This is a genomic window from Gardnerella bivia, assembly GCF_049262715.1.
GTDB classification, from domain to species: domain Bacteria; phylum Actinomycetota; class Actinomycetes; order Actinomycetales; family Bifidobacteriaceae; genus Bifidobacterium; species Bifidobacterium vaginale_A.
In genome coordinates this window covers 892186-913325 of sequence record NZ_CP058399.1, presented here as the reverse complement: position 1 = coordinate 913325, position 21140 = coordinate 892186, and the positions used below count along the sequence as shown (strand labels likewise).

Below are 21140 nucleotides of genomic sequence, written 5' to 3'. Positions count from 1 at the left end.
CTCCTTTCAAACTCCATTAAATACACATAAATTCAGATAATATTTTCAAATACAAATTACTTAACTGATATATTAAGACTCATATATTGATGGCTTTAAAACAGCTATAGAATTCAAATTCCTGTATCGTTCATCGTAATCCATTCCAAAACCTACAACAAACGCATCAGGAATTTCAAAACCTTTATAATTTATCTCTACATCTACTTCACGACGAGCTGGCTTAGTGAGCAACGCGAATACTTTAACACTTGCAGCACCGCGACTTTTAAGCTCTTTTACCAACCAATCTAGAGTACGACCAGAATCTACAATATCTTCAACGATAAGAATATCGCGACCTGCAACATCAGTACTCAAATCTTCGCGGACAGTAATATTACCACTTGTTTTAGTACCAGAACCATAACTTGAAAGACTCATGAAATCCATAGATGCATTGATACTCAATTCTTGCGAGAATACAGCAAGCGTGTTCACAGCTCCTTTAAGAACAGCAACTAACAAAAGATTACTATTCTTATAATCCTCACTAACTTGAGATGCAACCTCACGGATTCTCTTCATAAGGTCATCATGACTAATCAATTCATAGTCAATGTCATCGCGTATATCTGAAATCTGCATGCTACCTATAATTGCATAAACGAATGACTGAAGCGTTTTTTACGCCTACGCGACACGCTTTGACATTGCAAGGTAAAGAAACTGGCTTTTGACCATGCCAATTACTAATTAGTTCATCTATAGAAGTTATATGGCTAGAAGAAAATCTGAGATTCATAAGACTAAGTGCGCGAGCAATAACACGTCTTCTAATAGATATATGGAAATCCTTTAAAGTTTTAACATCTAAAGTAATCTCAATATTTTTATTATCCGAAGTTATGCTACTAGCGCAATTATCACAAGCGCAATTATCACAATGCTTAGAGTCAGAATCGTTAAAAGTAGAACTATAAAAATTAACTGTCATAACTTTAGAAACAACATCATCAACTTGAGAATTAATATATTCTAAATCGTCTTGTGCTAACTTCGCACCTCTAGATAAAAGATTAACAATATTTGCATTAAAGAAATGAGAAATATACGGAATAAGCGTATGCCTTACGCGAGAACGCAACGGGTAATTCTTATGCAATTCTTGATTTTTAGGTACACAATCGCCGTTAGTTGGATCATCCCACCACTTTATTGAAAAATCTTCACAAATTCCCGTAGTTTCATCACGAGTAATTTGCAAAAGTGGACGAGCAAATCTAATACCATCCCTAAAAATAATCGCATTCATACCAGCAATCGCTTCCAAACCTGAAGAATCGCGCAAACCTATAACAACGGTTTCAGCTTGATCATCAGCAGTATGAGCTAATAATACGACTGACGCATTTAAAATTTTAGCGCGGCGAATAATAGCAGCATACCTAGCATCTCTAGCAGCAGCTTCTATACCAATACCGCTATCTAATACTTTTATTGATTCGATATAAATTAAATCAGAGCTAATACCCAATTTTTTACATTGATTAGATGCTTCAATAGCAACTTTTTCAGAAGAACTTTGCAAATTATGATTAACAATAACAACTCCACAGCGCAAGCCTCTGCTTGCACAAACTTTTGACGCTAACGCAACTAAAGCTAATGAATCCCTGCCGCCAGAACACGCTATAAGAACCAATGGAGCATCACACTTCGGAGCATGAAAGCCATGGCGAAGAAATTGTTTATCTTGAACAGTTAAATCTAATTCGTCAAAACAATGGCTAATTTCGCCAATTCCTGCACGCACACGAGATGAATAAACCATATTCTTATTATAAAACGCTACACTTTATAAATTAAAACTTTACGCTTTATAAATTCGGTAAAGCGCTCATAAATTTACTAATTGCTGCAAAAGACATTCCATGACTCTTAGGATTATTTACAACAACAGCAAAAACAAGAGTACCACCCTTTTTTCGAGTTACGTTTCCAGTCAAAGAAGTAACTTTATCTAAGGATCCAGTTTTTACTCTTATCATTCCAAGAGCAGACTCATCTTTCAACAATCTACGAGCAGAACCAATAAATCCAGGCAAAGCTAATCCTTGTGCAGCAGCAGAACCTTTTCCAGCTCTCAAATTAAGTAACTGCACTTGAGCTAAAGTAGTCACTCGCAATGAAGACTTAGGTGAAAGTCCTGAACAATCAGACATATGTAAACCTTCAGTATTAACACCTAATTTTTTTAATCCTTCAACAACACTTTTAATAGCACCTTCAGGAGAATTACTTTCACCTTTAGCTAAAGCTGTTAAACGTCCAAATTCTTCTGCAAGTGAATTATCAGAACGTCTAAGCATATATCCAAGTATCTCACTTAAAGTTGCAGATGATACATGCGCAATTGGAAAAGCATTCGCAGTAATTAAAGACTTGCTTTTACTTATTTCACCAGAAAAATCAACGCTAATACCTTGCTTCGATAACAAATCAACGAAAGTTTCTGCTACCTTTTTAGGTTGATTTTGATCTAAAGGAGGGTAATCATCTAAATCATCTGCATCATGACCCAAGCTAAGCCAATAATTAAAATTACGCTTACGACCGCAATCTATAGCCATAGATGAAGTCGGCTCATAATAATAATTTCCTTCGTTATTTTCATGAACAAGAGGTGGATAGCGTTTTTCACCAAATAACGAATCATCAACAGAAAGATGAACAGACGAAACTCCCCTATTCTTCAAAGCTATAGCAGTATTCTTCGCTAGAGTAGCTAAACCAGCTCTTCCATTTACATGGTTGATATCGTTTTCACCTGCACCTAAGAGCATATCTCCATTGCCTTTTAACACAATCTTCGAAGCTTTAGCGTTAAGAGCATATACGAATGTGTCTAAAGTAGATCCCATATCTAATGTGTGTGACGCAACAGCAGCAGTTAGAGTTTTAAGAGTAGAAGCAGGCTCTCTAGGTATGTCTGGATTGTGCGTTGCAACAACATTACCATGAAAGTCTTCTATTACAACAGAAACATCATTTCCAACACCGGCATCTTCAACTAAAGATTTTATAAGAGATTGTGCTGAATCCTTATCTATACTACTTCCAGCTTCAGCTTGTGATGAAACGGATGAAACGCTTAAGAAACTATCTTCTCGTTCGATTGGATTTACATGATTTACGGATTTGATAGTTAGCGGACCTGGAATAATATCGTAAATATCAAATAAAATATACGAAAAAGCCACAGAAATGCTTAAGATAAAAGAAACTATTACTGTAAACCAGCGTAATTTATAAGAATAATTACGAGAACGCCCGATAGAAGAACTACTTAAAGTATTGTTACTTGAAGTATCACTAGAAGACTTATCAGAAGACTCACTAGAAAAATCACTAGAAGTATCACTACTTAAAGAATTACTACTAGAAGAATCACTAGAAGATATATTTTTTACAATATCAGAATCAGAAAATTCGCTAACATCGCGCATAGACTCTTCTGAATTGACCATTACTATACCTTCAAAATCTCTTAATAAGTCTTCTTGAAATACTTACAAAAATTACTAAATCTAGTTAAATATAACTAGCTATCTAGATATAACCAACTAGCTAAATATAGCTAAACATGTCTAAACATGTTAATTACATAACACGTGCGTTAGTAGAATTCTTATATATCACATTAGTAATAATATTTTCTACTGCAGCTTCAGCGCGCAAACCAACTTTTTCTACTAAGGACTTAGACTTTTTAGTAGTTATAAGATAAACATCTTTATCTTTCATAGCATCAACTATTAAATCATCGCTAGTTCCTAAAGCATCAACCAGTTTTAACTCAATAGCGCGCGCAGCATACCAATACTCTCCTGTTGCGATTTTATCGATATCTACTTGCGGACGATGCGTACTCACAAAATCTTTGAACAATTGATGAACTTCATTCAATTCTTCTTTGAACTTTTGCTTTCCTTCTTCAGTATTTTCTCCAAAAACAGTCATAGTGCGCTTATATTTACCAGCAGTTACAACATCAACATCAACATCATGATTCTTCAAGAATCTGTGAACATTAGGAATTTGTGCCACAACTCCAATAGATCCAATAGCACTAAAAGGCGCTGCAACAATGCGATCTGCTATGCAAGCCATCATATATCCGCCACTAGCTGCAACTCTGTCTACTGCAACAGTAAGAGGAATATTATGATTTCGAATACGTTGTAATTGCGATGCACCTAAGCCGTATCCGTCTACCGATCCTCCAGGGCTTTCAAGCTGAAGTAAAGCTTCATCTCCATCTTTAGCTAAAGAAAGCATAGCTGTAATTTCTTCGCGCAAATCGTTCACTTCATTAGCGCTAACACTTCCAGAGAATTTTAGAACGAAAAGACGCGACTTTTTAGAAGAATTTGCATCTGAATCTTTAACTTCCAAATTAGTGTCATTAGAAGTTTTAGAAGCATTCTTAGCTTCTTGTTTAGACTTTGCTTTCTCTTCCTTTTTCTTTTCCTTCTCTTCTTTTTTCTTTCGTTTTTCTGCTTCTTTAGATGCCTTACGTTCTTCTTTAGAACCACTAAGAATCATAACATCTTCAAGCTTATCTTTTTGATCATCATATTTTTCATTCAAATTGACGATAGTAATCTCTTTTTTATCGTCATCATCAGATTTACTTGACTTTTTAAACGAAGCTAAAATACATACAAGAGCAATAACTCCAGTTATAACTTTCATTAAGAATAAGCCATATTGAGATAAAATATTCCAAAGCATAAATAAACCTCACTACTAAATATCTTTTACTTCGATCCAAAAAGACCAGATAATCCTTCGCCTAAGTTTGGCGGCAAATCAGGCATTTGCGGCAAATCAGATAAATTATTCTGACCTTGTGACGAAAGCAAATCTTTTAGACTTGAAGGAACATTCATCATATTAGGCTCAGAATCCACATTGTTATTATCGTAAGAATTTGTGGAATTATTATACGAACCAGCTCCGCTAAGTCGCGCGCGTAGTGCAATTTGTTCAGCTTCACGGCGCATAGGATTCCCTGACTTAGAACCCTTCTTCTTAGAATTTTTCTTATCTTTACGCTTTGATTTCTGGCTAGGTCCACCAAAACCAGGCATACCGCCCATTCCTGGAACACCTGCACCCATACGCTTCATAAACTTTGCTGCTTGCTCAAAACGTTGCAATAATGAATTAACAGCACTCACAGTACAACCAGATCCTGCAGCAATACGAGCACGACGAGAACCATCAATAATCTTAGGATTCCTACGTTCAAACGGAGTCATAGAACGTATAATCGCCTCAGTTTTATCTATTTCTCGATCATCAAATTGCTCAAGCTCTTTACGATGTTGAGCCATACCTGGAATCATTGAAAGCAATTGTTTCATAGATCCAAGTTTTCTAACTTGCTGAAGTTGATCTAAAAAGTCATCAAATCCAAAAGTACCTTCAGAAATCTTAGATGCAGCTTTACGAGCTTCTTCCTCATCAAATTGCTTTTGCGCATGCTCTATCAGAGTGAGAATATCTCCCATATCAAGTATGCGAGATGCCATGCGATCAGGATGGAAGATTTCAAAATCCTTCAAACCTTCACCAGTTGAAGCAAACAAAATTGGCTTACCTGTAACACTCGCTACAGATAATGCAGCTCCACCACGAGCATCGCCATCAAGCTTAGAAAGCACAACTCCAGTAAAATCAACACCTTCATTGAACGCTTGAGCTGTACGAACAGCATCTTGACCAATCATTGCATCAATAACAAAAAGCACTTCTTGAGGATTAACAGCATCGCGAATATTACGAGCTTGCTGCATTAACGCATCATCTACGCCCAAACGACCTGCTGTATCAATGATCACAGTGTCATACATTTTATTTCGAGCAAATTCGATTGCATCACTAGCAACTTTAACAGGATCTCCAACAGTTACTCCAGGGGCAGCTAAATTATCTCCACCAGTTTGCACACCTTTTTGCGGAGCATATACTGCAACTCCTGCACGCTCTGCTACTACTTGCAACTGTGTAACAGCGTTAGGACGTTGTAAATCAGCTGCAACAAGCAAAGGAGTATGACCAGAATCTTTAAGCCAATATCCAAGCTTTCCAGCCAAAGTAGTTTTACCAGCACCTTGTAAGCCTGCAAGCATTATTACAGTAGGAGGATATTTTGCAAAATTCAAAGGTCTATCAACACCAGAACCGAGAACTTGCGTCAATTCATCATTTACAATACGAACTACTTGTTGTGCAGGATTTAGCGCGCGCGAAACTTCCTCACCAAGAGCACGTTCGCGAACACGAGCTGTAAAAGATCTAACTACTTCAAGAGCAACATCTGCATCAAGTAATGCACGACGAATCTCACGAACAGTACCATCAATATCAGCATCAGAAAGTTTGCCTTTGCTACGCAAATTTTTAAATGCAGAAGAAAGTCGGTCTGTTAAAGAACTAAATATTGCCATAATCTCTTTATCCTATCATTACTTATTCAACAAATGCCACGAGCAACCTTGAGGAGTATCTTCTATTACAACTCCAGCAGCACTTAAAGAATCGCGAATAGCATCTGAAGTTGCAAAATCTTTAACGCTACGAGCTTTTGCGCGCGCTTCAAGCTGAGAGCAAATAAGCGAAGATAGCGCATTATGCTCAGCGTTATTGTTTTCACAAGTGTCATTTTTAGAAAAATTAGAAACCCATGGCTGAGCATAAGGATCTAATCCTAAAGTATCAAGCATTGCGCGAACGCTTACAACTACATTTCTAAGAGATTCTTTAAAATCATCTCCGCTTCCTGAAATATTATTAAGCAAAGAATTGCCTTTTCGAATCGTGCTAAAAATAGCCGCTTGAGCACCTGAAACGTTAATATCATCATTCATAGATTGCGTAAACTCTTCTGGTAACAAATCTGCGTTAATTGACGTAATCTCTTCACGAGAAGGTTGTTCACCAATAGCACGACCAGCACGCTCTAAGAAATTCATAATGCGATCATATGCAGATTTAGCTTCAACTAGCGCTTGATCAGACCACTCTAACATCGCACGATATTGCACAGAACCCAAAGCGTATCTAACAACCCAAGAGCTATTATTTGCTAAAACAGACGGAACAGAAAGTCCATTGCCTAAAGATTTAGACATTTTCTCGCCTTTAGCTGTAACCCAAGCAGAATGCATCCAAACATTAGCACTCTTCCAACCAGCTGCAGTTGTTTGAGCCATCTCATTCTCATGATGAGGGAATCTTAAATCCAAACCACCACCATGAATATCGAACTCATCTCCAAGATATCTGTGACTCATTGCAGAGCATTCAATATGCCATCCCGGTCTACCTACACCAAAAGGAGTTGACCATTTAGCATCACTTTGATCAAAATCGCACGGAGCTTTCCAAAGTGCAAAATCACGAGAATCATGTTTATCTTTAGACGCATCAGCAGCATCAACAGGATTATATTTATCTTCTGAAATATTATCTACGCTAGGACCAAGAGCATCAGCAACCTGAGATGCATAATCACTTGCAAAAGTTTTATCTTGATTCTGATTTTGATGCGTAAGTTCACCATAATGTTCCCAACTTGGAACATCGAAATAAACATTTCCTGTAGGATTTCCAGACTCATCTTTAATTACATAAGCATGTCCGCGCTCAATCAAACGCTCAATAAGCTCAATCATATCTGTAATATGACCAGTAGCTCTTGGCTCTACTGTAGGAGGTAATACTCCTAACATGTTATAAGCTTCGCTAAATTCTCTTTCGTAAATATATGCGCGTTCCCACCAGTGTTGACCAGCTTGAGTGGATTTTTTCATGATTTTATCGTCAATATCAGTCACATTTCTCACAAAAGTTACGTCATAACCCAAGCGAATCATCCAACGACGAATTATATCAAAAGCAATTGCAGCACGAATATGCCCAATATGTGGCGAACTTTGTACAGTTGCTCCACACACATACATACCTATATGGCCTGGTTTTATTGGCTTAAAATCAGAAACAGTATGCGATGCAGTGTTATAAAGTCGCATCCCAGATGCAGCTTTAGTTAAAGATTTGTGTCCCATATTATTAAGCATAGTTGCCATTATAAGTGTTCATTCATACTGAATATTTAAGCCCAATTCATACTGAATATTTAAGCCCATAATATGAAATCAAAAAATAACTAAAAAGCGAGTGCATAGACTTAGATATATGATAATTTCAAAGCATAAAAATTCATTAGCTATACAGAATGTTCGCGAGTAATGCACTGCATTTGTTAGTTGACGATTCATTAGTTTTATGAAAGGAACATTATGTCTGAATTTTCATCTGCGCTTATGACAGATATGTATGAATATACAATGCTTGATGCTGCATTGCACGATGGCACAGCTAATAGAAAATGCGTATTTGAAATTTTTACTAGACATCTTCCTGAAGGACGCCGCTATGGAGTAGTTGCAGGCACTGGACGCATACTTGAGCAATTAAGGAACTTCCACCTTCGTGAAGAAGATTTGAAATTCCTTTCAGATCGTCACATAGTAAGTAAAGAAACTATTTCTTGGCTTGAAAACTACAAGTTTAGTGGAAAAATTTCAGGATATCGCGAAGGAGAAATGTTCTTCCCTAATTCTCCAATTTTGCAAGTTGAAGGCACTTTCGGTGAATGTACATTACTAGAAACACTACTTCTTTCTATATTGAATTATGATTGCGCTGTTGCATCTGCAGCAGCACGAATGGTTTGCGCATCTGCTGGAAGACCTTGCATGGATATGGGAGGAAGACGAACAAACGAATTTTCAGCAATTGCTGCATCAAGAGCTGCAATTATTGGAGGATTCAAAGGAACAGCAAACTTGTTAGCTGCTCAAATTTACGATTTGAAAGCTATTGGCACAGCAGCTCATTGTTTTACTTTAGTTCACGATAATGAGCGCGATGCTTTCAAAGCACAGATTGCAACTCTTGGCACAGGAACTACTTTGCTTGTTGACACTTATAACATTGAAGAAGCTGTAAAGACTGCTGTAGAAGTTGCTGGAACGCAATTAGGCGGAGTTCGTATTGATTCTGGAGATTTGGGCGAGTTGGCAATGCGTGTGCGAAAACAGCTTGACAAATTAGGAGCAACAACAACGAAAATAACTGTTACAAATGATTTAGACGAATACGCTTTAGCTTCATTGCAAAATGCTCCAGTTGATTCTTATGGAATTGGCACAATGCTTGTTACAGGATCAGGCGCACCAACTTGCGCTATGGTTTACAAGTTGACTGAACGCGAAGGACAAAATGGAATTATGCATCCTGTTGCTAAGAAGTCTAAGAACAAAGCAACTGTTCCAGGTCGTAAATTAGCTTATCGATCTTATGATTTTTCTACTTCTAAAAATGGTATAGCTGACGCGGAGCACATTATTTCTGGATCTGAAGAATCTCTTAAAAACTTTAAACCTAAAGAAAATTGGGAGAATTTGCTAGTTGACTATATGATAGACGGTAAGGAAGATACCAAATACATTGGTCATGATGCAATTATGAACGCTCAAGAGCATTGCTCTAAAGCTTTAAGCCGATTGCCAATCTCTGCTCAAAGCTTAATGCGAGGAGATCCTGCTATCCCTACAGAAATTGATGTGCTTTAAATAAAACCTATAACACAAATAAAATCTTGAGCAAAAATAAAACCTTTAGCACAATCTTTAAATAAAATTTAAGTAAAACTAAATTTATATATCTACTTGAAATATTTTAAGAAAGGAAGACCATGACTTACAAAGAACAGTCTTATGAAGAACAGTCTTATGAAGAACAGTCAGACTCTTTAAATCTAAAGTCATCAATATATAAAACAAATGTAGTTAATTCGAGTGAATCAGAGTCTTCACCAGATTCTGGATCTGGAACTTCAACTGCAATACTAGAGCGTCCAGATACTAAAGAAGATGCCCGTTTAGACGATGGCTCAAATGCAGATCGTTTCGCTCACTACGTTGATAAACTTCAAGTACAAAAATCACTTCTTACAGGAAGACCAGTCGTAGCATTATGCGGAAAAGTGTGGGTTCCTAAGCAAAATCCAGAAAATTATCCTGTATGCCCTGAATGCAAAAAAATTTATGAACAACTAGGATCAATAAATCCTTTTAACATATAGAAAAACAAAAATATTCAGGAGCAGCGGAATATGGACTCACATCTCTTGTTATGCCAAATAACATGGGCAATACTTGCAATACTAGCTATATGGCAATTACTTAGATGGATTCCAGCAGGCACAGATAAACTTAATCCACTTCCATACGTGATTGCATTATTGCAACTTTCGTATATTCCGTTGCTCCTAATAGCAATAATTAGCGCAGCTTTCAATATGAAGCATGAGTGTATAGCGTCAATAATAATATTGCTTATTTCTTTTACTTCACATACTCCTTACGTATTTAAAAAGATTAAAAAAATTTTTCACTTCTTCTTTAAATCAAAATCAAATACATATAATCACGAATCAACTTATAATAAAAAAATTCGTATAATGACGTTAAATTGTCGTTATGGTCGCGCAAACGCAAAACAAATAGTTGAAATAGCAAAAGAAAATAATATTGACACACTTCTATTGCAAGAAGTGAACAAGCAGCTCATAAAAAAATTACATGATTTTCATATAGAAGATATCTTCTCAACACAACAATTAGGCGAGGAAAGCGAAAACGACAACGGCGGATTTAACGCAATTTTTACTAAATATTCTCCTCAAAGAACACTAGATAAAACAGTAAATATTGACGCGTCAAACGTACCTTTAGTAACAACAAAAATTGACGATATTACATTAAATTTTGCATCTGCTCATCCAAAATCCCCTATGAGAGGATGCGTATCTTGGAGCGAAGGAATAAGAATACTTTCTAAAATTCTAAAAACTTTTAGATTAGAAAATAGCAAAGTTATTACTATTATTGCAGGCGATTTCAACTCAACAATTGATCATCCTAGTTTTAGAAAATTATTGTCATCTGGTCTAAAAGACAGCGCAATTGAACTTGGCTGCAGACTTCGCACATGGCCTACATGGCTACGATGGCCGAATTTTACACTTGATCATATTCTTTTTAACGCTCATAATTGTTCATCTCACGCGCTGTCACATAAGTCTATTGCTGTGAAAGGCACTGATCATTTAGCATATATTACTTGCATAAGTTTTGAGTTAAATCGTCCAAGCCGATATGCATAATAGAAAAGTTATTTGCGTATGTTGTAGCCCTCTTCACAACTACGTGAGGAACATAGTGAATTCTCGTAAGGAGTGCCCCACACCCTAACGAAATTTCACGACTTTAGATACAAGGAGAGCCATTTTGGCAACCAAGATTCGTCTTAAGCGACTGGGCAAGAAATTCTACGCCTACTACCGCATTGTGATTTCCGATTCACGCAACAAGCGTAACGGCAAGTCTATTGAAGAAATAGGCGTATATGATCCAAATAAGCAGCCATCGTTGATTCAGATTGACTCTGAGCGCGCACAGTACTGGCTTGGCGTTGGTGCACAACCAAGCGAACCAGTATTAAAGCTTCTGAAGATTACCGGTGACTGGCAGAAGTTCAAAGGTCTTGAAGGTGCAGAAGGCACATTAAAGACTTCTGAAGCTGGCCCAGATGCGCAAGCTCGAGTTGAAGCTGTTGAAGCTGAAGCGCAAAAGCTTAAGGCTGCAAAGTCTGAAGCAGCTGCTAAGGCTCAAGCTGCAATTGAAGCTGCTGCAAATGAAGCAGAAGAAGCCAATACTGAGGAAAAGGCTGAGTAGTTATGTTGGCTCAAGCTGTGGAACATCTCATTAAAAATATTGTGGACTTTCCAGACGATGTTTCTGTACGCTCACTAGAAAATTCTCGCGGTGAATTATTGCGAGTTCGAGTGAACCCAGAAGACATCGGTCGTGTAATAGGCCGCGCAGGACGTACAGCTAATGCAATTCGTACTGTTATGCAAGCGTTAAGCGATCATAATGTGCGAGTTGATATTATGGATGTACGTAAGTGATTTAATCATACATAAGTGAGATTGAACGTGGCAGAAAACCAACGCGCATATGACGACCCTCAACAGGATTACAATAACCTGCTGAGGGTTTGTCGTATTGGTAAGGCTCAAGGTCTTAAAGGTGAAGTAACTGTACAAGTTTTCACAGATGAACCATATGAAAGATTTAAACCAGGAACTCACCTATATACTCAAGATGGATCGCGCGAACTAGTAGTTGAAAATGCTAGAACATTCAAAAACAGATGGATTCTGCTATTTGAAGAATCCTTAAATAGGAACGATGCTGAAGCATTGAATGGGTTGGAATTATATATTCCAGCTGAGAGCGCAGAAAATCTTGCACAGCATAACGCTTGGTATATAAAGGATTTAGTTGGACTAGAAGCTAGATTATGCGAAAATAACCAGTTAGGGCAACCTGAACAAGTTATAGGAAAAGTTGTAGATGTTCTAGATGGTGCGCAATCTTTGCTAAAAATTCGACTTGTTAATCCTATTGATGAAGACAATAAAACTGCTCTTGTGCCGTTTGTTGAAGCGCTTGTACCAGAAATTGATATTAAGGATCAATACTTAACTATCAACCCTCCTGGAGGACTAATTCCCGGATTTTAATGGAAAATAATCCAATAAAATCCTTCAAATAAAAAGCATAGCTGAACCACTCAAAACAATGAGTCCAATATATAAAGCTCGTAAGAACAAACTAAACATAAGCTCGTAAGAACAAACTCAGCACAAAACAATTAGAACAAAGCAATTAGCACAAATTCTGTAAATTCTAATCAAACTAATATAAGCACTCTTAAGCTCAATTAAAACAGCAAATTATGATGAACATTGACATTATTTCCGTATTCCCAGAGTATTTCAATATGCTCAATTTAAGCTTGCTCGGAAAAGCACAAGATAAAGGCTTATTAAACATAAAAGCATATAACTTACGCGATTGGACGCATGATGTTCATCAATCAGTTGACGATACTCCTGTTGGCGGCGGAGCTGGAATGGTAATGAAACCAGAAGTATGGTCTGAATGCTTAGACGAGTTATTAGGCTTAAATGATTCCTCTAGTAAAATTACTAATGAAAACTCTAATAGTACATCTAGTAAAATTACTAATGAAAACTTTACTAATACATCAATTAAAGAAAATAATTATCCTATACTAATATTCCCAAATCCTTGCGCACCACTTTTTAATCAAGTAGATGCAACAGAATTAAGCAGAGCAAATCATTTGATTTTGGATGTGGAAGGTACGAAGGCTACGATGCAAGAATTCCTGATTATTACAAGTCATGCGGAATAGACGTTCGCGAATATTCTATTGGCGATTACGTACTTAACGGAGGCGAAGTAGCTGTAAGTGTAATGGTTGAAGCTATCACTCGCTTAATGCCTGGTTTTATGGGCAATCCTGAATCAATTGTAGAAGAATCCTACACGGGAGATGACGCGCTTCTAGAACATCGTCAATACACTCGTCCAACTACATGGAGAGGGTTAAGCGTGCCTGAAGTTCTTACATCTGGAAATCATGCGAAAGTCGATAGATTTAGAAGAGATGAAGCTTTAGAAAGAACTGACGCAATTCGTCCAGATTTAATTGAGAAATTAGATTGCACTTCTTTAGATAAAGCAGACAGGAAAACACTTATAAATCTTGGGTGGGAAGTATCTGGAAAGCATCCACGTAAGTTAAACAACTAAGATTTACTATAACTTGAACAAAACGCTTTTATTCAACACTACTAAAACACGCTTTTATTCAACACTACTAGATTGTATAAAAAGCACAGCAGTTTCACCGTAATGTCGATTGTCAAAAATTTCCCATCCTTGAGGAAGCTTAGGCAAAACACTTCTTGTGCTACGTTCAAGAACAATTAAAGTATCAGATTTAACACTTGCTACTCCATTGTCAATTATGCACTGTAACAATTTTTCGCAATCAGAAGTTTCATAAGCATAAGGAGGATCTATAAATATAAGCTGGAACGCTTCTCCTTTATAATCCCTCACAAATTGTTCTGCATTTCGACTGTCAACTTTCATTGAAAGACAATCATCCCAAAATGCAGATTCGTGTAGTAGTTTAGCTGTTTTACTAATAAGAGATGCAGCAGCAGAATTTGCTTCTACAGATACTAATTTGCAACTTCCGCGAGATAATGCTTCAATACCTAAAGCTCCTGTTCCTGCAAACAAATCGAGAACAGTAGCATTTTCAAGCACATTCCATGCATCAAGACGTGAAAATATAGCCTCTTTCGCACGATCTGTAGTAGGTCTTGTACACGATTTAGCAGACGCTAATGGCATAGACTTGAATCGCCCAGAAATAACACGCATTCTTTATTTCCTACTCAACATCTCAGCAATATCAGCAATATAAGAAATCTCAGTAATCTCAACAACTATCATATTTAACGATAATATGAGCTTCAACACTCATAGGAGCTTAAATACTCATATAAGTAATATCATGAATTACTCGACATGCTTCTAATCCTTTACGCTCAAAATTCGTAAGAACTCTACCTTCAAATCTCTCCGATTCGCAAAAATCAGCATGAGGAAGTGTCTCAGCTTCATCTGCATTACCTTTACCTACATGTTCAATTGGCAAACTAACAGATTTATGTCCAATGTTCTTGAAATCAAGCCTATTATCCATCACTTCATGCACATGCAACGCATAATCTTCAATATCGGTTGCAATCCTCCAAAAGCCGCCTTTAGATAATGCTTTGTGAATATCTTGAGCTAGTTCATTCTGAACAATACGACGCTTATGATGCTTCATTTTCGGCCAAGGATCCGGAAAGAAAGTCCATATTTCACTAATCACATTAGAGTCACAAGCCTTGAAAAAATCAGGAGCATTAACTTGTGCGATTCTTAAATTCTTTAGACCTTTAGAGATTTTAGATTCATTGTTATAAGAAGAATTGTTAAAAGAATCATAAGTAGATTCTTTTAATGATCTATAAGACTCGCCAGAAGACTCGCTAGAAGACTCAGATTCGCACGAACTTTCACATTTAGAAGCAAGCAACATAGTATGCGCTACACCTGGATCATATACTTCTAACGCCAAAAAATTCGTATTAGGATTAGCGGATGCTGCAGAAACAATATTTTCGCCTTGACCAGAGCCAATTTCTACAACAAGTGGATTGCTATTCCCCCAATTTTTAGAAATCCATTCTCTATCAATTATGAGATTCTTTGTCAAGCGCAAAGAACCATTACCTTCAGAAACATCTAGTAAGTATTTAGAAGAATACGAATCTTTAGCGCGCTGCAACCTAGCATCTAATCGTGCAGATCTTCTAACAAAAGACAACACAGCACGATCTTTTGAAATCATGCTACTATTTTCTTGTTCTGCATCTTCATTATTCATAATCATCCAGACTCGTATTCTTCAAACCTGTTTAGCCATTTTTGTATTTTATTGTAGATTACAAAATATGTAAAATATTTTTACATATTGATGTATACTAAAAGTGCAAAACATAACAGATGTGAGCAAAAACGAACATTTTTGTTTCATCAGTATATCTAGAAAGGTCAATCATGACTGTTCTCGTTACAGGAGGATGCGGATACATCGGCGCACACGTTGTACACGCACTTCATAAAGCCAAGCAAGAAGTCGTCGTTGTGGACGATTTAAGCTACGGCAAACCAACACGCATTGAAGGTGCTCGACTTTACGGAATGGACATTGCAGCCCAAGGTTCAGGAGAGCGACTTGCAGAAATCATGCGTAGTGAGCATGTAGATGCAGTAATACACTTTGCAGCACGCAAACAAGTTGGCGAATCAATGGAAAAGCCACTTTGGTACTACGAGCAAAATCTCAATGGCATGTTAAACGTTCTAGAAGGAATGCGCCATAGCGATGCTAAAAAACTCGTATTTTCTTCTTCAGCAGCAACATATGGTGAACCACCTGTAGAGGTAGTTCCTGAAGACATATCTCCTATGGTCCCAATCAATCCATATGGACAAACCAAACTCATTGGCGAATGGATGGCTCGCGCTTGTGAAAAGCCTTATGGAATACGCTTCTGCGCATTGCGTTACTTCAACGTAGCTGGATGCGGACCAGTTGAACTAGAAGATCCTGCAGTTTTGAATCTTATTCCTATGCTTTTAGAGCGATTGCAGCGCGGCAAAGCACCTGCTATTTTTGGCGATGACTATCCAACGCCAGATGGAACTTGCATTCGCGATTACATTCACGTTTCAGATTTAGCAGATGCTCATATTGCTGCATTAAGATATTTGGATCTAGATGAAAGAAAGTATGACGCATTCAACGTTGGAACAGGAACTGGAACTTCAGTGCGCGAAATCGTTGAAGAAGTACGTAGAGTGACAAAACTACCATTCAAAGAAGCAGTATTGCCACGCCGTGCTGGAGATCCTCCTCAATTGATTGGAAATCCAACTCGTATTAACGAAGAGATGAATTGGCACGCACAGTATAACGTTAAAGATATTGTTGAGTCTGCATGGAAAGCTTGGCAAGCAAATCCAGCACATCATATTGACGTTGAATCTTGGAAGCAATCCGATTGATTTTCTTCATAAGCTAAATGAATTAAATTAACTAAATTGAGCGATTGAGCGATTACTAATTAAATTAGTGATCGCTTAATTTTTGTCCTATAACCCCAATTTTTTTTTGATGTATGACACGTATAACAGACTTTTTGGCACATAACCCATATAACGCAATAACAACATTTTGGAAATAACCAGAAACAACCCGAGATAACAACACTTTTGGGAAATAACCAGAAACAACCACACACTTTTGGGAAAATAACACTTAAGAAAACTTAGAATAGCTAAATAAAACAAAAAGCGCTGAAACAAAGTTTCTGCGCTAAATCACAAGTCGTGGCTCCGAGCGGGATCGATCCGCTGACCTAACGATTTTCAGTCGTTCGCTCTACCAACTGAGCTACAGAGCCATGATGAATAAAAAACCCGGAATAACCGGGCTTTCACCATCGCGACCCCGGCCGGACTTGAACCGGTGACCTCCGCCGTGACAGGGCGGCGCTCTAACCAACTGAGCTACGGGGCCGTGGCTTGTTCGCTTGAACAGCCGAGTCACTATCTTACATGAATAACGAACAAATGCAAGTCAAAAATGAAAATCGGCGTGTCTTGGTGACAATTAAAGGATTTACGGCGTGTCGAAAAGCTACTATTAGCACCAAAAAATAATATCAATATCGACATCAATCAATCAATCTAAATCGACACAATCAATGTCAATCAATGTAAACCAAGACCAGCAAAGATCAATCGACATCAGCATAAAAAATCTTTGTTCTAATCACTTGAACTATCAGAATTAGCATCCGATGAATTGGAATTATCTTGACTATCGGACGAATTTGAGTCAGAAGAAGAGTCAGACGAAGAAGAAGAATCAGAAGAAGAATCAGACGTTCCAGGATCAACGTAATCAGTGTATCCATCATCGTCTAAATCGTTATAATAATCATCTTTTCCATCTTCTCCAACTTTAATATACGCATGCTCAGGGTAATAATACTTTGAAGTTTGAGCATCGAGATGATTAGCTAAACCGTTAATCGCTAGTATAACAATTAAAATACTAACTACAATTGCAATCCAAGCTCTTACTCTTCCACGCTCACCAGTCTTTCTGATTTGGCTTAATGCAATCACAGATAAAATAAATCCTACAACCGGGAAGAAGAATGCAAGAATAAGACCCCAAAAAGCACATTTATTAAGTTCATCGCTTTTCTCGACTGGCTTAGGATTTGAATCATTATGCGTAATTTCGTCACTTGCAGATGAAGAATATGAATCACCCCAAAGATCAGGCCATTGTTTTACATCTGTTTTTTGAGAATTATAAGAATTGTTATATGAGTACGAAGATTGAGATGCATTATTTGCATTATAGCTGCCTGGAACAGCGCGTGAAACAGGAGAAACAGGAGAAACTGTTTGAGGATTATGATTTGGATAAGAAGGAGATTTAGCTTCTGTAGCAGAAGGCTGATTGGAGAATCTTTGAGCTTGAGGAGCCTGCCATGCCTGCTGATTCTGATTATATTGATTATAACCGTATTGCTGCTGATTAACCTGTTGCTGATTAGTTTGAGGATGATTAACCTGCTTCTGATTTAATTGCTGCCTGTTAGCTTGCGTCTGATTAGACGAATACTGCTGATTTTGATTATATTGAGGATTTTGTTGACTAAAATAAGGCTGATTATATTGGCTAGGCTGAGAAGATCGATTATATTGCGATTGATTGTAAGAGTTTTGATTATAAGAATTCTGATTATAACCGTATTGCTGCTGATTATAAGAGCCTTGATTATATTGCGATTGATTATAAGAGTTTTGATTATAAGAGTTTTGATTATAAGAGTTTTGATTATAAGAATTCTGATTTGCAGAAAACGATGCATTGCCATTATTCGCTAAATTCTGAGCATTATTCGCATTTTGATAATTATTGTTATCAGAACTACTAGAATTTTCGTATTGATCATTTCTCACAGACATTTCAGCCTCCTTACTCACTTTTAACTACATTCTAATTGTGTTTATAGGACAATTAACACTTCAATATAAAACATACGTAAAAACGGTGGCTATTCCAAAAATCGCACTATCCCCAAAAATCACATAATTCGAGATATGAAAAAACGCCACTTACAAAAGTGACGTTTTAATTTGTACCCCCTAAGAGAGTCGAACTCTTGTTGTCAGATTGAAAGTCTGGTGTCCTAACCGTTAGACGAAGGGGGCCTTTAACCAAACCATATGATATTAACACTTTGACTATGCATCTGCAAATATCGGCGTGTCGGCAAAGTTTAGAATTTTAAAAGCTTTTAATAAGTTTCCGTAAACTTAATAAATATCATTCATTCCCTTCACTATTGCTGTGCGAACGCTCATGCATGCGTCCGCGATATCTGCCGCGTCCGCGAGATCTACCTCCCCTTGACTTTCGCTTGTTTTGGCTAGGCTCAGGCATACTCCAACCTTCTTGCAACTGCGCTGCATCTCCAACAATCTCATCAAGAATTGGAGAAGATTGATTCACATCTTGAGTTTGAGCATGAATACCTGCACGGCGAAGCATTATATGCGCAGAACGCTTCTGATTTGGAAGCACAAGAGTTACAACATCGCCTTCTTCGCCTGCACGAGCAGTACGACCAGAACGATGTAAGAATGATTTAGGATCTTCAGGAGGCTCTGTTTGTACAACAAGTGCAACATCACTAATGTCAATACCTCTAGCAGCAACATCAGTTGCAACTAAAACTCGAACCTGTCCTTCAGAAAAAACAGCAAGATGTCTATCACGCTGACTTTGTGAAAGATTACCTTGCAAATCCACTGCTGGAATACCCTGTTGCACAAATTTCTTTGCCATATTCTTAGCTTGACACTTTGTGCGAGTAAAGAATATTGAGCGCTTTTTACCAGACGCAAGCTTTCGCAAAACTTCATATTTATCTCCTGAAGATACTGCAAAAACATGATGCGTCATAGTATCAACCTGACTATCAGCATCGTCAAGCGCATGAACAACAGCATTCGGCAAGAATTTATTCACAAGAGTCGCAACTTGTTTATCTAAAGTAGCAGAGAACAACATACGCTGACCATCTGGGTCAACCTGTTCTAAAAGTCTAGTAACAGCAGGAAGAAAACCCATATCTGCCATTTCATCAGCTTCATCAAGCACACTGACTATTACTTTTTCAAGGCTAAGAGCACCTTGACGAAGCAAATCCTCCAAACGCCCAGGGCAAGCAAGCACAATTTGAGCTCCTTGTTTAAGCTGAGATATTTGACGCTGATACCTAACTCCACCGTAAACAGTAACCGTGCGCATACCATAAGCTGCAGCAAGGGGTGCAACAACATCGTCAATTTGATGAACAAGCTCACGAGTAGGAGCTAAAATAAGCGCACGCGGAGAAGGCAAATCCTCATTTTTACGATTCTTAGATTTTTTATCAGAGTTAATTAAATCAACAAAATTTTCTGCTAAACGAGAAACTAGCGGAATCGCAAATGCTAAAGTTTTACCACTACCAGTTCTACCACGCCCGAGAATATTTTTGCCTTTTAAAGAATCAGGTAAAGTAGCTTGCTGAATTGGAAACGCATTTATTTTCCCATCTGCACGCAAAACATCAACAATAGAAGATGGAACTCCAAGTTGCTCGAAAGTTACATCATCTTTATAACTTTCACGAGATTCAATTGCACAATCTGGAATTATTACAGAATTTTTCTTTGGATTAACAGAAGAATTATTATGGTTATCGAAAGATCTCCTACTTGAATCGGAAGACTTACGAGATAAAGACTTACGAGATAAAGACTTATTTCTATCCGATAAAGACTTACTATTATGCAATGAAGACTTACTGCTATCTAATGGTTCTAATGAAGACTTATTTGCAAAATCTTGTTCTGCTTCACGAATAGCCATTTCTTCGTATTGTAAAGCTTTTTCACGCAATCTTTCACGTAATTTATCTGCTTTACGATTACGACTTTTACGAGAATTCAGCTCGTAATTTTTATTATTTGCCTTATTATTTGCCTTATATTCAAAAGGATTTCGCTTTTTAGCGTTCTTTCTAGATTCCTTATTAACATTCTTGACTGCGATGCTATTAGCATTCTTAGCAACATTCTTAGCAGCATTCTTACTAACGTTTTTGCTAATATTCTTATTCTTACTAACGTTTTTGCTAGTAGCATCAAACTCATTAGACTTATTGAAAGATGAGTTTCTAGAATTATTTGAATTATATTTTTTATTATTACGGCGACTTTTGTTAGTATTTTTAGCGCCGCTGTGCATTGAATGCGCAGCATAATGAGTGTGTGGCACAATAGCCTTTCATAATTATTTATACAGTGATTCAGTGATTACACGTAATTACTACAAATCTTGAACTAGACGAGATTAGCATACGGTGAGCACAATACGCATTA

The 21140-nt window shown here is 37.4% G+C and carries 17 protein-coding genes, 3 tRNA genes and 2 pseudogenes; 9 read left to right on the top strand and 13 right to left on the bottom strand.

Going from position 1 to position 21140, the window contains the following annotated elements; all coding sequences use genetic code 11:
* Window positions 1–72: 72 nt before the first annotated feature.
* The 6 genes from hpt to cysS all read right to left on the bottom strand — a co-directional run bounded on the left by hpt (window position 73) and on the right by cysS (window position 8129).
* The gene (gene hpt / locus HXT27_RS03675; protein ID WP_075523035.1) at window positions 73–627 is read right to left on the bottom strand and encodes a hypoxanthine phosphoribosyltransferase; all 555 of its coding nucleotides are present in this window, start codon (window positions 625–627) and stop codon (window positions 73–75) included.
* Window position 628: 1 nt separating this feature from the next.
* The gene (gene tilS / locus HXT27_RS03670; protein WP_103042882.1) at window positions 629–1813 is read right to left on the bottom strand and encodes a tRNA lysidine(34) synthetase TilS; all 1185 of its coding nucleotides are present in this window, start codon (window positions 1811–1813) and stop codon (window positions 629–631) included.
* 46 nt (window positions 1814–1859) lie between these two features.
* Complete coding sequence (locus HXT27_RS03665) at window positions 1860–3509, bottom strand: D-alanyl-D-alanine carboxypeptidase/D-alanyl-D-alanine-endopeptidase (protein ID WP_233186090.1); 1650 nt, start codon at window positions 3507–3509, stop codon at window positions 1860–1862.
* A 133-nt stretch (window positions 3510–3642) separates the two neighbouring features.
* Window positions 3643–4776, bottom strand: coding sequence for a protease SohB (gene sohB / locus HXT27_RS03660; protein WP_103042881.1), 1134 nt, complete (start codon window positions 4774–4776; stop codon window positions 3643–3645).
* A gap of 26 nt (window positions 4777–4802) precedes the next feature.
* On the bottom strand, window positions 4803–6497 hold the full coding sequence (gene ffh / locus HXT27_RS03655) for a signal recognition particle protein (RefSeq protein ID WP_103042880.1): 1695 nt from the start codon (window positions 6495–6497) through the stop codon (window positions 4803–4805).
* Between the two features lie 18 nt (window positions 6498–6515).
* Entirely contained in the window at window positions 6516–8129 is a 1614-nt protein-coding gene (gene cysS, locus HXT27_RS03650) for a cysteine--tRNA ligase (protein WP_103043259.1), read from the bottom strand.
* A gap of 222 nt (window positions 8130–8351) precedes the next feature.
* Between cysS and HXT27_RS03645 the strand changes: the two genes are divergently transcribed.
* The 8 genes and pseudogenes from HXT27_RS03645 to HXT27_RS03610 form a co-directional block, all read left to right on the top strand.
* Window positions 8352–9689, top strand: coding sequence for a nicotinate phosphoribosyltransferase (locus HXT27_RS03645; RefSeq protein ID WP_103042879.1), 1338 nt, complete (start codon window positions 8352–8354; stop codon window positions 9687–9689).
* Window positions 9690–9811: 122 nt separating this feature from the next.
* Window positions 9812–10201 (top strand): DUF3039 domain-containing protein, encoded by a 390-nt coding sequence (locus HXT27_RS03640; RefSeq protein ID WP_103042878.1) that lies wholly within the window; start codon window positions 9812–9814, stop codon window positions 10199–10201.
* Between the two features lie 30 nt (window positions 10202–10231).
* The gene (locus HXT27_RS03635; protein WP_233186089.1) at window positions 10232–11284 is read left to right on the top strand and encodes an endonuclease/exonuclease/phosphatase family protein; all 1053 of its coding nucleotides are present in this window, start codon (window positions 10232–10234) and stop codon (window positions 11282–11284) included.
* Between the two features lie 124 nt (window positions 11285–11408).
* Window positions 11409–11855, top strand: coding sequence for a 30S ribosomal protein S16 (rpsP, locus tag HXT27_RS03630; protein WP_075523030.1), 447 nt, complete (start codon window positions 11409–11411; stop codon window positions 11853–11855).
* Between the two features lie 2 nt (window positions 11856–11857).
* Window positions 11858–12091 carry an RNA-binding protein gene (locus HXT27_RS03625; RefSeq protein ID WP_296156591.1) on the top strand — a complete coding sequence of 78 codons (234 nt, stop codon included), beginning with the start codon at window positions 11858–11860 and terminating at the stop codon, window positions 12089–12091.
* Window positions 12092–12118: 27 nt separating this feature from the next.
* Complete coding sequence (gene rimM, locus HXT27_RS03620; protein WP_199172705.1) at window positions 12119–12709, top strand: ribosome maturation factor RimM; 591 nt, start codon at window positions 12119–12121, stop codon at window positions 12707–12709.
* Between the two features lie 218 nt (window positions 12710–12927).
* Window positions 12928–13159 (top strand): annotated as a pseudogene (locus HXT27_RS03615) (tRNA (guanosine(37)-N1)-methyltransferase TrmD); the annotation flags it as partial.
* 98 nt (window positions 13160–13257) lie between these two features.
* A pseudogene (locus HXT27_RS03610) lies at window positions 13258–13808 on the top strand (tRNA (guanosine(37)-N1)-methyltransferase TrmD); the annotation flags it as partial.
* Window positions 13809–13862: 54 nt separating this feature from the next.
* Here HXT27_RS03610 and rsmD read toward each other — a convergent pair.
* Both rsmD and trmB read right to left on the bottom strand, forming a co-directional pair.
* Window positions 13863–14450 carry a 16S rRNA (guanine(966)-N(2))-methyltransferase RsmD gene (gene rsmD, locus HXT27_RS03605; protein WP_103042875.1) on the bottom strand — a complete coding sequence of 196 codons (588 nt, stop codon included), beginning with the start codon at window positions 14448–14450 and terminating at the stop codon, window positions 13863–13865.
* 109 nt (window positions 14451–14559) lie between these two features.
* Window positions 14560–15513, bottom strand: coding sequence for a tRNA (guanine(46)-N(7))-methyltransferase TrmB (gene trmB, locus HXT27_RS03600; RefSeq protein ID WP_369803120.1), 954 nt, complete (start codon window positions 15511–15513; stop codon window positions 14560–14562).
* A 167-nt stretch (window positions 15514–15680) separates the two neighbouring features.
* Between trmB and galE the strand changes: the two genes are divergently transcribed.
* A complete protein-coding gene (galE, locus tag HXT27_RS03595; protein ID WP_103042874.1) occupies window positions 15681–16691 on the top strand; it encodes a UDP-glucose 4-epimerase GalE in 1011 nt (336 codons plus the stop codon).
* Window positions 16692–17016: 325 nt separating this feature from the next.
* On the opposite strand, the gene HXT27_RS03590 is transcribed toward galE, so the two are convergent.
* From HXT27_RS03590 to HXT27_RS03570, 5 genes are all read right to left on the bottom strand, one after another.
* A tRNA-Phe gene (locus HXT27_RS03590) sits at window positions 17017–17089 on the bottom strand.
* 42 nt (window positions 17090–17131) lie between these two features.
* Window positions 17132–17205 (bottom strand) — tRNA-Asp (locus HXT27_RS03585).
* 251 nt (window positions 17206–17456) lie between these two features.
* Window positions 17457–18674, bottom strand: a complete 1218-nt coding sequence (locus HXT27_RS03580; RefSeq protein WP_103042873.1) for a DUF4190 domain-containing protein — start codon at window positions 18672–18674, stop codon at window positions 17457–17459.
* A 174-nt stretch (window positions 18675–18848) separates the two neighbouring features.
* Window positions 18849–18920, bottom strand: a tRNA-Glu gene (locus tag HXT27_RS03575).
* A 115-nt stretch (window positions 18921–19035) separates the two neighbouring features.
* Window positions 19036–21036: a DEAD/DEAH box helicase gene (locus HXT27_RS03570; RefSeq protein ID WP_233186088.1), complete on the bottom strand. Its 2001-nt coding sequence runs from the start codon at window positions 21034–21036 to the stop codon at window positions 19036–19038.
* Window positions 21037–21140: the final 104 nt, after the last annotated feature.

What these genes read in the sequence shown, in the direction of transcription:
- hpt (WP_075523035.1), bottom strand. Translation starts at nt 627, where the DNA reads ATGCAGATTTCAGATATACGCGATGACATTGACTATGAATTGATTAGT.
- tilS (WP_103042882.1), bottom strand. Translation starts at nt 1,813, where the DNA reads ATGGTTTATTCATCTCGTGTGCGTGCAGGAATTGGCGAAATTAGCCAT.
- HXT27_RS03665 (WP_233186090.1), bottom strand. Translation starts at nt 3,509, where the DNA reads ATGGTCAATTCAGAAGAGTCTATGCGCGATGTTAGCGAATTTTCTGAT.
- sohB (WP_103042881.1), bottom strand. Translation starts at nt 4,776, where the DNA reads ATGCTTTGGAATATTTTATCTCAATATGGCTTATTCTTAATGAAAGTT.
- ffh (WP_103042880.1), bottom strand. Translation starts at nt 6,497, where the DNA reads ATGGCAATATTTAGTTCTTTAACAGACCGACTTTCTTCTGCATTTAAA.
- cysS (WP_103043259.1), bottom strand. Translation starts at nt 8,129, where the DNA reads ATGCTTAATAATATGGGACACAAATCTTTAACTAAAGCTGCATCTGGG.
- HXT27_RS03645 (WP_103042879.1), top strand. Translation starts at nt 8,352, where the DNA reads ATGTCTGAATTTTCATCTGCGCTTATGACAGATATGTATGAATATACA.
- HXT27_RS03640 (WP_103042878.1), top strand. Translation starts at nt 9,812, where the DNA reads ATGACTTACAAAGAACAGTCTTATGAAGAACAGTCTTATGAAGAACAG.
- HXT27_RS03635 (WP_233186089.1), top strand. Translation starts at nt 10,232, where the DNA reads ATGGACTCACATCTCTTGTTATGCCAAATAACATGGGCAATACTTGCA.
- HXT27_RS03625 (WP_296156591.1), top strand. Translation starts at nt 11,858, where the DNA reads ATGTTGGCTCAAGCTGTGGAACATCTCATTAAAAATATTGTGGACTTT.
- rsmD (WP_103042875.1), bottom strand. Translation starts at nt 14,450, where the DNA reads ATGCGTGTTATTTCTGGGCGATTCAAGTCTATGCCATTAGCGTCTGCT.
- trmB (WP_369803120.1), bottom strand. Translation starts at nt 15,513, where the DNA reads ATGATTATGAATAATGAAGATGCAGAACAAGAAAATAGTAGCATGATT.
- galE (WP_103042874.1), top strand. Translation starts at nt 15,681, where the DNA reads ATGACTGTTCTCGTTACAGGAGGATGCGGATACATCGGCGCACACGTT.
- HXT27_RS03580 (WP_103042873.1), bottom strand. Translation starts at nt 18,674, where the DNA reads ATGTCTGTGAGAAATGATCAATACGAAAATTCTAGTAGTTCTGATAAC.